Source organism: Lysinibacillus sp. FJAT-14745, from assembly GCF_001275675.1.
Lineage (GTDB): Bacteria > Bacillota > Bacilli > Bacillales_A > Planococcaceae > Lysinibacillus.
On the sequence record NZ_LITM01000002.1, the window covers coordinates 438,352 to 453,431 of the forward strand.

At 35.9% G+C, this 15,080-nt stretch carries 17 protein-coding genes; 5 read left to right on the forward strand and 12 right to left on the reverse strand.

The features are described 5' to 3' along the window. The 5 genes from AMS59_RS25745 to AMS59_RS03575 all read right to left on the reverse strand — a co-directional run. Nucleotides 1-1,253 (reverse strand): transposase (locus tag AMS59_RS25745; protein WP_053482379.1); only part of this gene is annotated, 1,253 nt, incomplete at its 3' end. A gap of 156 nt (nucleotides 1,254-1,409) precedes the next feature. Further along, on the reverse strand, nucleotides 1,410-1,757 hold the full coding sequence (locus AMS59_RS03555; RefSeq protein ID WP_082337371.1) for a general stress protein: 348 nt from the start codon (nucleotides 1,755-1,757) through the stop codon (nucleotides 1,410-1,412). A 183-nt stretch (nucleotides 1,758-1,940) separates the two neighbouring features. Beyond that, nucleotides 1,941-2,381 carry a Dps family protein gene (locus AMS59_RS03560; protein ID WP_053482380.1) on the reverse strand — a complete coding sequence of 147 codons (441 nt, stop codon included), beginning with the start codon at nucleotides 2,379-2,381 and terminating at the stop codon, nucleotides 1,941-1,943. Nucleotides 2,382-2,955: 574 nt separating this feature from the next. Beyond that, nucleotides 2,956-3,189 (reverse strand): hypothetical protein, encoded by a 234-nt coding sequence (locus AMS59_RS03570; protein WP_053482382.1) that lies wholly within the window; start codon nucleotides 3,187-3,189, stop codon nucleotides 2,956-2,958. A 149-nt stretch (nucleotides 3,190-3,338) separates the two neighbouring features. Beyond that, nucleotides 3,339-4,301 (reverse strand): hypothetical protein, encoded by a 963-nt coding sequence (locus AMS59_RS03575; protein ID WP_053482383.1) that lies wholly within the window; start codon nucleotides 4,299-4,301, stop codon nucleotides 3,339-3,341. A 169-nt stretch (nucleotides 4,302-4,470) separates the two neighbouring features. Here AMS59_RS03575 and pepF point away from each other — a divergent pair, with 169 nt between their 5' ends. Beyond that, a complete protein-coding gene (gene pepF / locus AMS59_RS03580) occupies nucleotides 4,471-6,285 on the forward strand; it encodes an oligoendopeptidase F (RefSeq protein WP_053482384.1) in 1,815 nt (604 codons plus the stop codon). Between the two features lie 228 nt (nucleotides 6,286-6,513). Beyond that, on the forward strand, nucleotides 6,514-7,497 hold the full coding sequence (locus tag AMS59_RS03585; protein WP_053482385.1) for an SEC-C domain-containing protein: 984 nt from the start codon (nucleotides 6,514-6,516) through the stop codon (nucleotides 7,495-7,497). A gap of 309 nt (nucleotides 7,498-7,806) precedes the next feature. On the opposite strand, the gene AMS59_RS03590 is transcribed toward AMS59_RS03585, so the two are convergent. Beyond that, nucleotides 7,807-7,998, reverse strand: a complete 192-nt coding sequence (locus tag AMS59_RS03590; protein WP_053482386.1) for a zinc-finger domain-containing protein — start codon at nucleotides 7,996-7,998, stop codon at nucleotides 7,807-7,809. 169 nt (nucleotides 7,999-8,167) lie between these two features. Between AMS59_RS03590 and AMS59_RS03595 the strand changes: the two genes are divergently transcribed. After that, entirely contained in the window at nucleotides 8,168-8,560 is a 393-nt protein-coding gene (locus AMS59_RS03595; RefSeq protein WP_053482387.1) for a ribonuclease HI family protein, read from the forward strand. 336 nt (nucleotides 8,561-8,896) lie between these two features. Next, a complete protein-coding gene (locus tag AMS59_RS03600; RefSeq protein ID WP_053482388.1) occupies nucleotides 8,897-9,583 on the forward strand; it encodes an NlpC/P60 family protein in 687 nt (228 codons plus the stop codon). Nucleotides 9,584-9,670: 87 nt separating this feature from the next. Here AMS59_RS03600 and AMS59_RS03605 read toward each other — a convergent pair whose 3' ends face one another. From AMS59_RS03605 to coaW, 6 genes are all read right to left on the reverse strand, one after another. Beyond that, nucleotides 9,671-10,864 carry an MFS transporter gene (locus AMS59_RS03605; RefSeq protein ID WP_053482389.1) on the reverse strand — a complete coding sequence of 398 codons (1,194 nt, stop codon included), beginning with the start codon at nucleotides 10,862-10,864 and terminating at the stop codon, nucleotides 9,671-9,673. 5 nt (nucleotides 10,865-10,869) lie between these two features. Next, complete coding sequence (locus AMS59_RS03610) at nucleotides 10,870-11,268, reverse strand: MarR family winged helix-turn-helix transcriptional regulator (RefSeq protein ID WP_053482390.1); 399 nt, start codon at nucleotides 11,266-11,268, stop codon at nucleotides 10,870-10,872. 523 nt (nucleotides 11,269-11,791) lie between these two features. Beyond that, the gene (locus tag AMS59_RS03615; RefSeq protein WP_053482391.1) at nucleotides 11,792-12,115 is read right to left on the reverse strand and encodes a DUF3889 domain-containing protein; all 324 of its coding nucleotides are present in this window, start codon (nucleotides 12,113-12,115) and stop codon (nucleotides 11,792-11,794) included. Nucleotides 12,116-12,213: 98 nt separating this feature from the next. Continuing rightward, nucleotides 12,214-12,357 carry a hypothetical protein gene (locus AMS59_RS25750; RefSeq protein ID WP_199777657.1) on the reverse strand — a complete coding sequence of 48 codons (144 nt, stop codon included), beginning with the start codon at nucleotides 12,355-12,357 and terminating at the stop codon, nucleotides 12,214-12,216. A gap of 23 nt (nucleotides 12,358-12,380) precedes the next feature. Beyond that, entirely contained in the window at nucleotides 12,381-12,617 is a 237-nt protein-coding gene (locus tag AMS59_RS03620; RefSeq protein ID WP_369814296.1) for a hypothetical protein, read from the reverse strand. Nucleotides 12,618-12,753: 136 nt separating this feature from the next. Further along, nucleotides 12,754-13,590 carry a type II pantothenate kinase gene (gene coaW / locus AMS59_RS03625; RefSeq protein ID WP_053482392.1) on the reverse strand — a complete coding sequence of 279 codons (837 nt, stop codon included), beginning with the start codon at nucleotides 13,588-13,590 and terminating at the stop codon, nucleotides 12,754-12,756. Nucleotides 13,591-14,250: 660 nt separating this feature from the next. On the opposite strand from coaW, the gene AMS59_RS03630 reads away from it, so the two are divergent. After that, a complete protein-coding gene (locus AMS59_RS03630; RefSeq protein ID WP_234007670.1) occupies nucleotides 14,251-15,072 on the forward strand; it encodes a squalene/phytoene synthase family protein in 822 nt (273 codons plus the stop codon). The last annotated feature ends 8 nt before the right edge of the window (nucleotides 15,073-15,080 follow it).

The window sequence follows — 15,080 nt, forward strand, 5'->3', positions numbered from 1 at the left end:
TTATACTGACTGGCTCTAAAGGTGATCGTATTTACTTTCTGTATCGTTTGCTTTGTGTAACCTAATTTTTGATGGATAATTTCCACTAGCATGGCAGGGGCATGATTCCCAATGCTTTTTCCAAAGCGTTTTTTGGATTGGATTTTGCCCTGTATAGTTGTTTTGGTTTCTTTTGTACGTTTTGCCAACCCTTTGAAATGCATGGTTTCGATGTACACCTCATCGCCAAGAGACAAAATTTTATTTGCTAACGCACCATGTTTTTCTTTAATGTAGCAAGCTTTCTTTCTATATAATTCTTTTACTTGTTTTTTTATTTTTTGATAGTTTTTACTATATGCCCAATGGAGTTTGACGCCATGTTTTATAGGTCCATCCTTTTTGAAATTGTTAGGATTGGTACTTCTACGACTTCTATCCAACTTGCGTAATAAACGTCTTTTTTGTTTCTCCAATAAAGGTACTTCTGGAGCGAGTTGTTGCATGAAAACGGTTTCTTCTGAAACAACCGCAATGGTAGAAGGACCAATGTCAATACCTACTCGTTTTTGTTTTTGATAGGAATGTCGAAAAGCTCCTGTAGATGGAATTCTCTTTGCAGGAGGAATCCCATCCATCACGAGTTGTACGTAAAAAGTATGTATGCCACGAATCACTTTTTTGACTAGACGACAATATTTAATCGTATGAAAAGCAAGGGATTCTTCTACAAACAAATCTTGTTTGCGAATACGAACAGGAAGGGTTAATCCATTCCAATAGACAATATTCTCTTTAAATCGAATGCCTGCTTTATTAGATTTCCCTTCTACAGAATGAAGCATTCCGTAACGTTTAAAGTGTGCTTTACTCCCTTTAAATAGAACATCTTGAACCGCTTTCCAGACAGTAGAGGCGATCTTCTGAGAAGTATTGCTATCTATATGTTTTTTATAGTTATGTTGATGCTTTTTAATATACGCATGCAGTTGATATTCACTTAATCCAAAAGATTGGCGAATGTTATTTAATTCTTTTGCGGTCTGCTTCAACTCTTTTGAATCATTCGATTTTTTCGCTTTTTGGTAGTAACGTAATCGTTTTCGATAGTGTTTTGATTCTTGCATTAAAGTATATTGTTTTACTGCATAAGACAAAGTCGTATTATAGAGTGTACGGGCAATTTCAAAACGTTTTAATAGAATATCTTTTTGCCATGTATCTATAAGTAACTTGAGTTCTATAATAAAACAATCTTTCTTCCCTTTCGTCATTACCCGTCACTCCTTTATTTTTTGATTATTCACAATATACAATATAAACATATGTTCTATAAAGAAAAAAGCACTTCATTCCTCCCACCTCTGAAGAAGTGGGCTTCCTGAAGCTCAATTCTGTGAATCAGGTCGAATAGCAATTATCTTTATATATTATGTCGTCATAGGTTCAATGGAAGGCTCAGCAAATACTACGATGACACCTTGCTCTACGAGATGAGCATAGTAAGCTGTTTGTCCCTCTGTAAGATCAAATCGCTTTAATCCTTCCTTCACAGCCGATTCACCGGTAAACCAAGACTTAAATTGATCCACCCAATTCCCAACCTCATGTGTTTTAACATTAGCATCCCATTTTACTCCTTCAAATTTGTTTGGATCCTTTGCAATAACATGAATGTCCTCTATCTGATATGCTTCTAATCGCATGCTTTCTAAAATATGAAGCATTTCTTCCCTTGTATGGGCCACTTCAATTTGTGGGTTTTGTTCATGCATCATGTTCAATTCCTCCTAACTTATATGGCTTACTAGGTATCTACCCTTCCTATTCAAAAATAAACATATTTAGCCCATTCTTCTCCGAATTGTAATATATGTTATACCTCTGCAATATATGTTACTTTTATGAAACTTCAAAAAATAGGCAACGGAATTTTATAAAATCCCCGTTACCTATCATTTTTAGTGCCCAAGGAATGCCTTCAACATCCATGTATGCTTTTCAAGGGACTGGTACATAGCATTTAGTAAATCCTCTGTTCGATCGTCTCCCTCTTCTGCCGCAAGCCCCATTGTTGAATTTAAAGCTTTCATAAGTGTTTGGAAATCGGCAATAGTTGTAGCCACCATTTCCTCTGTCGTCTCATTTCCTGTCGCTTCCTCTATACAGGACAGTTCAAGATGTTCTTTTAATGTAGCAACTGGTTTTCCATCTTTCGAAAGAATGCGCTCTGCTATTTCATCTAGATTTAACGTTGTTTCATTATATAATTCTTCAAATTTTGCATGTAGTGTAAAGAAGGCATTTCCCGTAACATACCAATGATAATTGTGCAATTTCGTATAAAGTACAGACCATGTAGCGACAAGCTTATTCAATTGTTTGTTTAAGTTTTGTGTCATTATTTCTCCTCCAATGTGCCAGTAGTTCTAGCCATTAGTATGCGTAGCAAAGTGTGTTGGCTATACACACATTTTTTCCATCGACACAAATAATTCTTAAAGGTCATTTGTCATACAAAATCAAAACATCTTCCACTACATGGTACTCGTTTTCCCGCGAGAAGATTTGCCTTACAACGGGCGACAAATGCAGTTCCACAACAATTTCACACAAAAAGATTTCATCATTAGGACACTAGAAAACTTACAACAAACCTAATAAAGAGATGGTCATTTTCTCTTTCTAAACTATTAGACTATTTAAGTTCCTTTCGAATTTCCATTATCTTTGCCACTGGAAGCTTTGCAATTTCAGCAATCCATTGATCGTCAGCACCCGTTTCAATCAAACCAGTGATTATTTGTTTAATGCCTTGTTCAATTCCTTGCTCAAATCCTTCCTGCCTTTCTAATTCCAAAACTGCAGCAAGTGTCGGCGGTAAATCCTCTTTATATAGATGCAACATTTCTTCCTCCTCTCTAANTCTTACTTCTATTCGTTCAACATTAATGTCTAAATCTAAATAGTTTTTAATTATTTAAGTTCCTTTCGAATTTCCATTATCTTTGCCACTGGAAGCTTTGCAATTTCAGCAATCCATTGATCGTCAGCACCCGTTTCAATCAAACCAGTGATTATTTGTTTAATGCCTTGTTCAATTCCTTGTTCAATTCCTTGTTCAATTCCTTGCTCAAATCCTTCCTGCCTTTCTAATTCTAAAACTGCAGCAAGTGTCGGCGGTAAATCCTCTTTATATAGATGCAACATTTCTTCCCCCTCTCTAATTTCCGCTTTGACATCTCTTACAAGTCGCTTAGACATCGTTCTTTGGTAGGTTCAATAGATAATCAAAAAATAAAGCAACGCTCTTACTTCTATTCGTTCAACATTAATGTCTAAATCTAAATAGTTTTTAATTATTTAAGTTCCTTTCGAATTTCCATTATCTTTGACACTGGAAGCTTTGCAATTTCAGCAATCCATTGATCGTCAGCACCCGTTTCAATCAAACCAGTGATTATTTGTTTAATGCCTTGTTCAATTCCTTGCTCAATTCCTTGCTCAAATCCTTCCTGTCTTTCTAATTCCAAAACTGCAGCAAGTGTCGGCGGTAAATCCTCTTTATATAGATGCAACATTTCTTCCTCCTCTCTAATTTCCTCTTTTACATCTCTTACAAGTTGCTCAGTCATAGTTCTTGGTAGTTTCAATAAAAAATCAATAAAGTAAAGCAACGCTCTTACTTCTGTTCGTTCAACATTATTTAATGACCACACTTCTCTTAACAAAGCTCTTTTGTAAGCACTACGAAGGTTCATTTCGTTTTTTGTTTGATTTAAATAAATTGATGCAAGTAACGCTTTACTAAACAGCTTCGGTGATTTTTTCAATTCTTCTTCATCAAAATCTGACACAACAAACTTATTAAAAGTGTACATAATTTCTGTACCATAATACTTTTCATAATACCGATTCGTGCTTTTTGTACTCTTATTCGTAAAAATAGCAATAGATACAACCTTCTTACCATATCGATCTCTGATTCGATAGAAGTACTCAAACATACGCTTCGCAAAATGTACTTCATCTACAGCTTGTACTTCCGTATGAATAAGAATCCATTGCTCTTCTCCACTTTTAAGATGAACCTTCGCAATTTGGTCAGCTACTTTGCGCCCTTGACGATGCTCAATAATTTCTTTGAAAAGCTCCTGTTGCAAAAACTCTGCTTGCTTTGAAAAATTTACTTCTGCGTGTAACTCTGGCAAAAAGAACAACAAAAAATCTTCAAACAAATCCGCAATTAACTTTTTCCATAGATTATCTTGATTCACTTGACTAAGCTTATAGACATCTGGTTTCTCCAAAACTAGCTGCATTATAATTACATCCCCCCTTTTCTTTAAATCCATTATAGCTAACACGAACATAAGTTTCTATACTATTATTATATTTTTATGAACATTAAAACTATTCTCTATAATTATTTCACTTTCCGAAATAGTTTCGTTATAATGGAATCACTTACTTAAAAAGGGGTGTTAATTAATGGAGGTATTACCATTACGAAAAGATGTACCCGTAGAACAAACATGGGATTTAACAGATTTACTTGAAAATGACGCGGATTTTGAACCTGCTTTAGCGAAGCTTGTGGAAGATGCAATAAATTTTGAACGCACGTATCAAGGTACAATTACGGATGCCCAAAAGGTAATTGATGTTTTAACTGCTTATGAAGCACTATATGAAAGCATAGTTCCTATTGGTACTTATGCAAGCTTAAATAATCAAGCTGATCATACAGATAACGAAGCCCAAATGCGTGCTGCAAAATATGGTACGGCAGTCGGAAAAATAAGTAGTACATTTTCATTCGTACGCAGTGAATTACTAGCACTAGATGTGTCTGTTTTAGAGGAAGCAGCTACATTGAGCCCTAATTATAAAGTCTATTTAGAGGAATTATTAAAACAAAAGCCTCATCAGCTACATCCAGAGGTAGAAAAAGCACTAGCTTCATTTAGCTCTACTTTTGATGCACCATATGAAACGTATAATACGACAAAGCTTGTAGATATGCATTTTGGAGAGTTTGAGGCCAATGGCGAAAAACATCCACTTAGTTTTGTATTATACGAAAATGATTGGGAGTTTGACGCTGATACAAAAGTACGCCATGCTGCATTCCAAGCATTTTCAAATAAATTACGCGATTATCAGCACACAACTGCGAAAATTTATAATACACATATTCAACAGGAAAAAACAATGGCGGATTTACGTGGCTTTGACTCTATCATTGATTACTTACTTTTTGATCAGGATGTTGATCGTACGCTTTATAATCGTCAAATAGATCTGATTACGAAAGAGCTTGCACCTCATATGCGCCGTTACGCAAAGCTTATTCAACAAGCAAATGACATTGAAAAAATGACATTTGCTGATTTAAAGATTGCCCTTGATCCAGACTATGATCCGAAATTAACAATGGCTGAAGCAAAAGAATATGTTGAAAAAGCTTTAGACGTTATGGGTGAGGATTACAAAGAGATGATCGAAAAGGCGTTTAACGAGCGCTGGATTGATTATGCACCAAACAAAGGAAAATCGACTGGGGCATTCTGTTCAAGTCCATATGGTAGTCATCCGTATATTTTAATGTCTTGGAATGAACGTATGAATGAGGTATTCACTTTAATTCATGAGCTTGGGCATGCAGGTCATTTTGTGAATGCACATGCCCATCAATCCTATTTTAACAGTCGTCCTTCGTTATACTTTATCGAGGCACCATCAACAATGAATGAAATGCTACTAGCCAATTATTTATTAACCCATAACGATGATCTTCGCTTCAAACGTTGGGTAATTTCAAATATTGTGTCCAAAACGTATTATCATAACTTCGTCACACACTTACTAGAGGCAGCTTATCAACGAAAAGTATATGAATTAATCGACGCTGGAGAGGCAGTAAATGCTACCGTTTTAAATCAATTAAAACGCTCAGTATTAGAAGATTTCTGGGGTGACACTGTCGATATTACTGAGGGAGCCGAGCTTACTTGGATGCGTCAACCACACTATTATATGGGCTTATATCCATACACATATAGCGCTGGCTTAACAATTTCTACACAAGTATCCAAGCGGATCTTAAAAGAAGGTAAGACGGCTGTAGATGAATGGTTAGCAGTACTTCAAGCTGGAGGTACGAAATCACCTGTAGAGCTAGCTCAAATGGCGGGTGTCGATGTTACAACAGACCAGCCACTTCGAGATACGATAGCTTACATTGGTCACCTTATTGATGAGCTTGAACGATTAACGATAGAAATGGGAGCTGTAAAAGGCTAAACAAAGCGAGAACCATCTATGCTATTTCTAAAGCGTAGATGGTTTTCTTTTTTTAGTTCTAAGCTGGTAATTTCGTACATATACTAGAATCAGGGCGTCCATCCACATTTTTTGATATTTCTAAATAGACTATCATTTTCCTTCGTACAAATGTACCGTTATTATTAAATGTATGCAATTTATTTAGCAATATTCGACTAACAATTTTCAAAGGAAGTGTTTCTAATTATGGTAAAACGTAATGACCCATGCCCATGCGGTAGCGGCAAAAAATATAAAAAATGTTGTGAAGGTAAACAGCAGGTTACAGTAGAAGCTGTAGCAATCGAAGAATTAGAGCGTGTATTACAAACATTTTACTTAGAATATCCAGAACGCAAAGATGTTCATGCCTATATCGAACATGTAGGTACATGGCAGCCTAAATTAGAGAGCGTACTACAAAGAGAGCTAATTGAGGCGATCGCGTTAGACGACTTCTTCTTCCATCAAGAGCCATCTATTTGGAAAGGTTACTTAAAGAAAACAAAGAAAAAAACGGTAAGACCTTCTACAGTAAAAGTGTTAGAAGACTGGTCACAACCTCAGCTATTTATTGGTTCCGTGTCAGTTGTAGAAGAAAAATATTTCAAAGCTACACATGTGTTAACAAATGAAGAAATTTATATTCGTCGTGAAAATGACAAACCAATCCCTGAAGGTATGCATGTTTTTGCATTCATCTTACCAGATGGTACAAAAAAATCAGAGTATTATTTAGCTGTTTCAACGCTTATCTTCTTCCCGGAAGATCATGCAAAGGTATTTGCGCAATTTAAGCAAAATTTTGAGACTTCTGAGAAGAAGGTTGGTGCATTCTTAAAAGAAGAGCATTTATCCTTCTGGGAGTTACTTGTGTCGAACGGTTATAAAGGCGAGGAATTCACGAACTTTGAGAGCAATGTAATCACACAAGTTAAAGATTTCCTTGAGCAAAATGAGCGAGAAACAGCTCCTATGTTAGAGCTTTTAGAGGACTATTTAATTGAAGGACAACCATCTGCGCGCAAAGAGGCTGCCATTGCTGCTGGCGCGATTCGATATGGTCAAGAAAAAGAGCTATTCGAGTCGCTATCTATGACAGTAAAAGAAATTGCAGCGACGTTCGATATTTCAGCTTCCTCTCTCACAAAATACTACCAAGACTTAAGTAACTATGCTTCAGCTAAATAATGCTTAAAATTGCGCCACACGCTCTAAGCAATCTTGGAGTGTGCGGCGCATTTTAGTCTACATAGAAAAAAGCTACAGTTGTTATCGGCAGTGAGCCAACAACAAAGTAGCTTTTTCTATGGTAACCAACCAATACTATTTTTTCCGAACATATTGTTATTTATGCATCGAATTTAGTAAATATGATTATTTATTAATCAAAAACGAAACTTTTATCATTAAGCTTTACTTTATTTAAACATAGTCCGTTTAGTACCTATGATTGCTTTGCCACCATTGAAAAGACATTTCTGTTATATGTTAAAAACATTATTTACTATATACCTTCAGGAGCTCTTCTCCGAGAAATTGTAGTCGCTCTCCTACTGAGCAGGCTTCAATACAGAAACGATGAGCTCCAGGTTTCCCACGCTCTTTTCGTAATTGCTTTATCACTAAGCAATCCGCACAATACGTATCATGCAGTTCATCAATATCTTTCATAACCGTCACTTTATCCAAATTGAACTCTCGCTCCTTTCACGTCCAAATTTCGCTTCTTACTATTATGAAGTGAACATTTTGAACAAGCAACTATTTTGTTTATCCATTTAACATCTACTTAGATATTGTGAAAAAGCACTATTGATGTACAATTAAAGTAAAATCTAAATCAAAAAGTAGGGATTTTATGTTAGAAGTATATATAGATGCTGCTAGTGCAGGAAATCCTGGTCCCAGTGGTATTGGCATATTTATTAAAGGCGAAGGCCATCATATACAAATCAGTGAGTATATAGGGCAGGCCAATAATCATATTGCTGAGTTTACTGCCTTAGTACGTGGCCTTGAAGAAGCACTAAAGTTAAGTTCAAACCTAATCTCAGTGCGCTCTGATTCAAAAATTGTTGTTGCCTCTATGGAAAAAGAATATGTGAAAAATGAGGAATTTAAACCTTATCTTGAGCAGGCACTTACACTTGCGAGTAACTTCGATTTATTTTTCATCAAATGGGTTCCAGATACGCAAAATAAAGCTGCAGATGCACTTGCACGTAAAGCAATTCAAAAAGAAAAAAATTAAACTATGGAGACTGTCCCTCGGTCTCCTCCCTTCATCTGCCTTCACTTCATTCAGATACTTAATATCCCCCAATATTTCATTTTTATCATCTTCATTTTCATATATAAACAAAACATATGCTCATAATAAACCGCATAGGAAACGCCAAGTCCCCATCCAATCAACTTACAAAAGTCACCCCTGATTTTTCATGATGAGCCATTAAGTAATTTGCTTTACAATTATTAACAGGATAATTGTATCCTTAATGTTATTTTATTGACATGCTATTGTAATATTACAATGTTAATATCATATATATATTAAACTTTTGAAGTTTTTAGGAGGATACATATTATGAAAAAGAATAAAAAGTATAGATGGGGATTGAAATTAGCTACATTGGCTTTAAGTTCATCTGTACTTTTTTCAACAATTGACACAGCATCAGCGGCAACTCATACAGTAAAATCAGGTGATTCTTTATGGAAGATTGCCAATCAGTACGGTGTTACTTACCAAACATTGATGAAATGGAATAACTTATCTTCTTCAACAATTCGCGTTGGACAAAAGTTAAACCTCAATACCTCATTAAAATCAGCAACAATATCAACACCTACACCTAAACAAACAGCTGCAGCTACACCTAAACCAACAGTTACAGTTTCAGTTACACATAAACCAACAGCTAACCTAGTGCAAGTTGCTAAACAACACTTAGGCGTAAAATACACATTTGGTGGAAGCAAACCGAGTACAGGTTTTGATTGCTCAGGCTATGTTACTTACGTTTTTAATAATGCTGGTATTTCAACAGCTCGTAAGTCAGCAGCAGGTTTTTACAATACAGCTAAAAAAATAAGTTCACCTCAAGTAGGCGATTTAGTATTTTTCTCTAATACATATATTGAGGGTATCTCACATGTAGGCATTTATCTTGGAAATAATCAAATGATTAGCGCAAGTGACGGTGGTGTTTCAGTAGCTAACATCAATAGCACTTATTGGAAAAAACACTTTACTGGATATGGTCGTATATAGTGAATAACAAAAACAGTTGGGATGTCCCAACTGTTTTTGTTATTCATGTGCTACTTTTTTCGATTTTATTTTAATCCGCCTGAGGCTTTAACTTCTTTCAGCGGATATTTGCCTGCTGGAAGAAGTTAAACGCACTAAATAAATGATAAAGACAACCACTAGTAAGCCTGCTCCTGTTAGATAAACAGAAGAATAGCCCGCTTGCACTGCCACTATTCCTAAAATATAAGAGCCTAGCGCAATGCCAATGTCAAACATCGTAAAGTACGTTGCGGTTGCGTAACCACTGCGTGAATGTGACGCAGACTGAACAGCTAATGCTTGTAAACTTGTAGTCACTGCTCCGTAGCCAAATCCAACAAAGATGGCTGCAAATAAAAATAATGCCGGACCTGAGACAAATGCAAGCATAACAAGACCGATAGCAAAGAGTATAATACCAGATATAATAACAAACTGCGGTCCTTTTGTATCATAAAGCTTTCCTGTATACGGACGTGTAATAAGCATTGCTGCTGCAAAAACTGCATAAAATAGACTCGCTACAGCCATTAAATCTTTTTGCTGTGCGTAGACTGATAAAAACGATAGAACACTCGCATATGAAAAAGCTACTAAACTAGCAATAGCCGCTACCGGAAGCGCTCGACGTTCGAATAAATCATCAAATGTAAACGTCAATTTGCCTTGATGTTCAGGCTTAGGTAAATCATCAGTATTCACCGTTACAGCTAAGATGCCTCCTGCTAATATACAAATACTCATCACAATAAATAGTACATTAAAGCTACTATATTGTATAAGCAATAAACCAATGAATGGCCCAATCACTACTGCTAAGTTAGTAGACATTGTGAAATAGCCTAAACCTGCGCCTTTACGATTGGCTGGTATAATATCCGCTGCTAAAGAGCCAGCTGCTGTTGTAATAATACTAAAGAAGATCCCTTGAATAAAACGGAGTCCTAGTAAAAGTCCAAAAGGATGAATGAATAAATATAAAACTGTACATAAAAAATAGCCGATAATTGAAATAACTAAAAGCTTTTTCTTCCCGAAAACATCTAATAGTTTACCTGAAAAGGGACGAACAATAATGGCCGATAATAAAAATCCTGACAGTAACAATCCCGCTTCCTTTTCTGTCTGGTGTAACTCACCAATCGCATAAAGTGGCAAAGTCGTTACCAACCCATAGAAAACAAAAAATACCGAAATATTTGTTAAAAAGAGACTAATAAACCGCTTTGTCCATATTTTTGTATTCCCCTCTTGCTGCATGTTAATCAACCTTTCATTTTTTCCAGTAAAATTATAAATTGCTGCTGTTCCTCAACAGTCAATGACCCTACCATTTCTTCCTCAAAAGCTAAAATGGTTTTAGTAATAGCCGGCAAATGTTCCTTGGCATATGGTGATAAGGCAACGATTTTTTCACGTTTATCTTCACCATCAATTCTTAGTACCCAACCTAAGGTCTCGAGTCGAGTAATTGCTCTAGTTATACTCGGTGCCTCAACGTTTAAATACTTCCAGATTTGTGTTAATGTCATCGGCCCGTGATTATGTAAGCAATATAAAATAGCCCATTGTGAGCTATACAAGTTGTGTTGTTTCAGCACTTCATTTAAACAATTCGTTAAATAACGACTTTTTTGGAATAAAGCATGAAATATAGGATTCATGTTATTGTCCTCCTGAATTTATTTACCTAGCTAAATAAATACTATACGCTTCATTTTTTTCGTTGTAAAGCATGCCGTTTGAAGTTTTGATTATCAGCGATTTTTTTACTCTTATCAGCGATTTTTCTGCCCTTATCAGCGATTCCCTCACTTTTATCAGCGATTCTCCACTTCTTTAGCTTTTCCAAAATATCACACGAGCGCCAGAATACATTCGTTTAAACGAGCGTGTTCCAGTACTGGTGAGCCATTTTTTTGAAACAAATAAACAATTCCTGCTGTATGTCCCACAACTTAAATTTTTGCAACCGTTCCTAAGGTTGTCGTGAGCTAACCGCTTATATTGCCTGCAAGCCCGAAGTTCAAGTAGCTGGAGCGACGTATATCGATGCTAACCTTCACATAGACGGCAATTTAATTAGTGGTCACGCATGGCTAAATTTACCTGGATTAATGCGAGAATTTATTAACAAGCTAGAAAGCTAACGGAATGAGGATGCCTGAAATTAGGCATCCTCTTATTTTAAGAAGTGCTTTCTTGGAATTCAATCTTTACCATTTTATTTGTATTTGTTACATATTTGATTTGAACCTTTACACCGAATTCCTTGTCATTTTGTTTTAGCCAAAGCTTAAATTTTTCAATAGTGGAGTCTTCAATAACTTCGCTTCCCTCATGCAAATAATCGAGGATTTTAGCTTGAGGGTATTTTGCCTGTGTCTCTTTTATCGCTACTTTTCCCCATTGAGCATGGGTTGGTATTCCTTGTTGAGCATAAGCACTTGTTGGGATGTGTACAGCAAACCATACAAGAAAAATCCCTAGTATTACACAAAATTTTCGCAAGTGAATCAACCTCTCCTATTCTTTTGCATAAAATCGCCAAAACTGCAAAAAATAAATGCTCCTTAAGTATTTTCAACCTTCTTAAGGAGCAGTTTTCGTTATTTTTTACTGGATTGTTTTGGTTGTTGAGGATTGTTATGAATTACTTGATTAAATTCTGCTGAGTATTCCTCACGATCATTCCTTTTATGTGTATCTTCTTTCTTTTTCTTTTTGAAGCTTGTTTTCCTCTTTTTTGCCATTATTTAAGCCTCCAATATTTCAGTTATTTGTTTTTGTTGGACTGCTGATTTTTCTTATGGTTCGTTTTATTATCTTTATTTTTGGCTTTCGCATCAAATTCTGCAGCGAATTCTTCATTGAGATTGTCATTCGGGTTATTGTTATTACTATTTGATTTATCGAGGTCTATTTTTTTGTAGGTATCAAAGGGATTATGCGTTCTAACATTCATTGTTTTATTGTTATTTTTGTTGTTGCTATTGTTATTTCTATTGCCCACTGATCTTCACCTCCTACATGTAATGTGCTCAGGAAAAAAGGTTTTATGCTTTGGGGATTACTACAGACATTGCTAATACTTTTACAGTATAAAAAAAATGTACATCACTAATATTAATTAGTAATGTACATTGTAGTTAGACAATTGTATATTCAGTTATATTTAATAATGCACCGACTGCACCTGAAAAACCGTGGTCATTTATAAAGACTGGTGTATGTTTTTTCGTACGTGTGTAATTGGCAATAACACGTGTAAGATGCTCATTATTACTTAAAGTTGAACCGATATAAACGATATGTTGAGCATTTTTTTCTTCGGCATATTGAATACTAAGCGTCGTAATAACCTCACCGACAAGCCCTTGTACAGTTGCAATAATATCTTCAGTTGGATGTTTGACAGACTCTGTAATACCAACTTTCCCAAAATTACTAGCAGTTAAATGCCCATCAATAGGTGTGTCCATTCCTTGATAAATATCCTTTACAAGTAAATCGATACCTTCTCGATTACCTTTAGAGGACAGTTCTCTTATTTCATTATAATCAGTGATGCCAGTTGTAAGCGCTGACAATCCAATCAATGTTCCACCACCAACGCCTGTTCCACCAACACGAACATGCGTATTATCTTCCATATAATGAATTGAAGTACCAGTACCAATATTAGTAATCATACTTCGCTCGAAGAAGTACCCCTCTTTATGCAACAAAAATCGAACGCCCTTCAATGTGGCTTCAAACTCTACTATATAATGAATCGATTTCATTGTTTTGATGACATCCAGTAATTGTTCTGTACGCCCTCCCGTAACACCAATATCTTCAATATCTGGATGATTAATAATCCAATTCTGCACAGCTAGCAAATCATTTGACGGGAAAGTTGTTAAAACGAGCTCATTATACTCATCTAAATAAGCAACTTTTGTCAATGTTCCGCCTGCATCAATACCTATAGCCTTTGGCATACCATTCTCCTTTGACTTTACGTACAATCTCTATTTCAGATGGTGAGATATATACTAGATTTTGCTTGTATTCAAAAGGCGTTTGAAGCCAGTTGAATAACGTTCATGCCTCCACAAATGTACGGATTTTGCAAGAAGTTATTGTGCCAAAATCCGATGAATTGTATTTCAGTACCGAAAGCAAATAAACAGCTACAAATGTCTTCTGCGCGAAATCGCAGCGGCAGCAACAAATGTTTTCTGTGCGAAAGCGCAGCGGCAGCAACAAATGTTTTCTGTGCGAAAGCGCAGCGGCAGCAACAATTACTCGAAAAGTGAAGTTGTATCTTTGTCCTTCCTAAACTTTAACGCTGTTGAAATAAATGTGCAATAACTTAGCAAACTTTCATGAAAAAAACTCGAAAAATATCAATTTAATTTCTATTAATCACATGATTTTCGTCGCAGTTTTATTACTTTAACATTATTCTACTATAAAAACAAAAGAAGTGAACATGCAATGACACTCGATGCATATTCACTTCTTTGCAATCTCTCTTTGTCTTAATCTATACCATTTGAAAATAGTTGATTATAAATTGAACAATCTGTTTTATCTTTCATCACTTTTACGATACGATATACTTATAGATGTGTTACCATTTGAACGGAGGAATACAAGTGAACGATCAAAAAAAACTTTATAAAGAAGCGATGCACGTTTTAAAGGAAACTAGTCGCACTTTTTATATACCGATTACTTTTTTAAAAAATGATTTAAAATTGTCAGTGGCAGCCGCATATTTAGCAATGCGTTCTATAGATGAAATTGAGGATCATGAAAACCTTTCCAATGATGTAAAATTCGATTTACTTAATGCAACAAGCGAGTTATTAAAGGAACCATTTAATGCTGAAGCTTATGAAGCATTATTAGCGCCATATGTAGATCAGCTACCTGAAGTATCTCTTCGCTTAGCAGATTGGCTTACGTTTTGTCCTGAAGGCTCACGTAAAATTGTCCAAGCTTCCACGAGTGAAATGGCATTTGGGATGGCCAAATGGGCAAAGGCAAACTGGCAGGTGCATACGCGAGAGGATTTAGATGATTATACATACTACGTTGCAGGGCTAGTTGGGACAATGTTGTCCGAGCTTTGGGCGTGGGGTGCAGACATTCAAACAGATCGCGATTTAGCAATTGGCTATGGTCGAGGTCTCCAAGCAGTCAATATTTTACGTAATCAGCATGAGGATATGGATGAGCGCGGAGTAAGTTTCGTTCCAGATGGCTGGACACGTGAAGATTTATTTGCATACGCAGAGGAAAATCTTGCGAAAGCTGATCTTTATATGAAAGATATTAATAAACGAACGGTATTATTATTCTGTCGATTACCACTTGCATTAGCCCATAAAACATTGAAGGCCATGCAAGAAGGTCGTGAAAAAATGTCACGAGCAGAAGTAGAACAAACGGTCGAAGAGGTACAAGGAGACTAGAATCATTG

Excerpts from the sequence above, each read along its gene's own strand:
- AMS59_RS25750 (WP_199777657.1), bottom strand. The coding sequence starts at position 12,357 with ATGGCAAAAAAGAGGAAAACAAGCTTCAAAAAGAAAAAGAAAGAAGAT.
- AMS59_RS03610 (WP_053482390.1), bottom strand. The coding sequence starts at position 11,268 with ATGAATCCTATATTTCATGCTTTATTCCAAAAAAGTCGTTATTTAACG.
- AMS59_RS03595 (WP_053482387.1), top strand. The coding sequence starts at position 8,168 with ATGTTAGAAGTATATATAGATGCTGCTAGTGCAGGAAATCCTGGTCCC.
- AMS59_RS03555 (WP_082337371.1), bottom strand. The coding sequence starts at position 1,757 with ATGATGCATGAACAAAACCCACAAATTGAAGTGGCCCATACAAGGGAA.
- AMS59_RS03605 (WP_053482389.1), bottom strand. The coding sequence starts at position 10,864 with ATGCAGCAAGAGGGGAATACAAAAATATGGACAAAGCGGTTTATTAGT.
- AMS59_RS03585 (WP_053482385.1), top strand. The coding sequence starts at position 6,514 with ATGGTAAAACGTAATGACCCATGCCCATGCGGTAGCGGCAAAAAATAT.
- AMS59_RS03560 (WP_053482380.1), bottom strand. The coding sequence starts at position 2,381 with ATGACACAAAACTTAAACAAACAATTGAATAAGCTTGTCGCTACATGG.
- coaW (WP_053482392.1), bottom strand. The coding sequence starts at position 13,590 with ATGCCAAAGGCTATAGGTATTGATGCAGGCGGAACATTGACAAAAGTT.
- AMS59_RS03570 (WP_053482382.1), bottom strand. The coding sequence starts at position 3,189 with ATGTTGCATCTATATAAAGAGGATTTACCGCCGACACTTGCTGCAGTT.
- pepF (WP_053482384.1), top strand. The coding sequence starts at position 4,471 with ATGGAGGTATTACCATTACGAAAAGATGTACCCGTAGAACAAACATGG.
- AMS59_RS03600 (WP_053482388.1), top strand. The coding sequence starts at position 8,897 with ATGAAAAAGAATAAAAAGTATAGATGGGGATTGAAATTAGCTACATTG.
- AMS59_RS03575 (WP_053482383.1), bottom strand. The coding sequence starts at position 4,301 with ATGCAGCTAGTTTTGGAGAAACCAGATGTCTATAAGCTTAGTCAAGTG.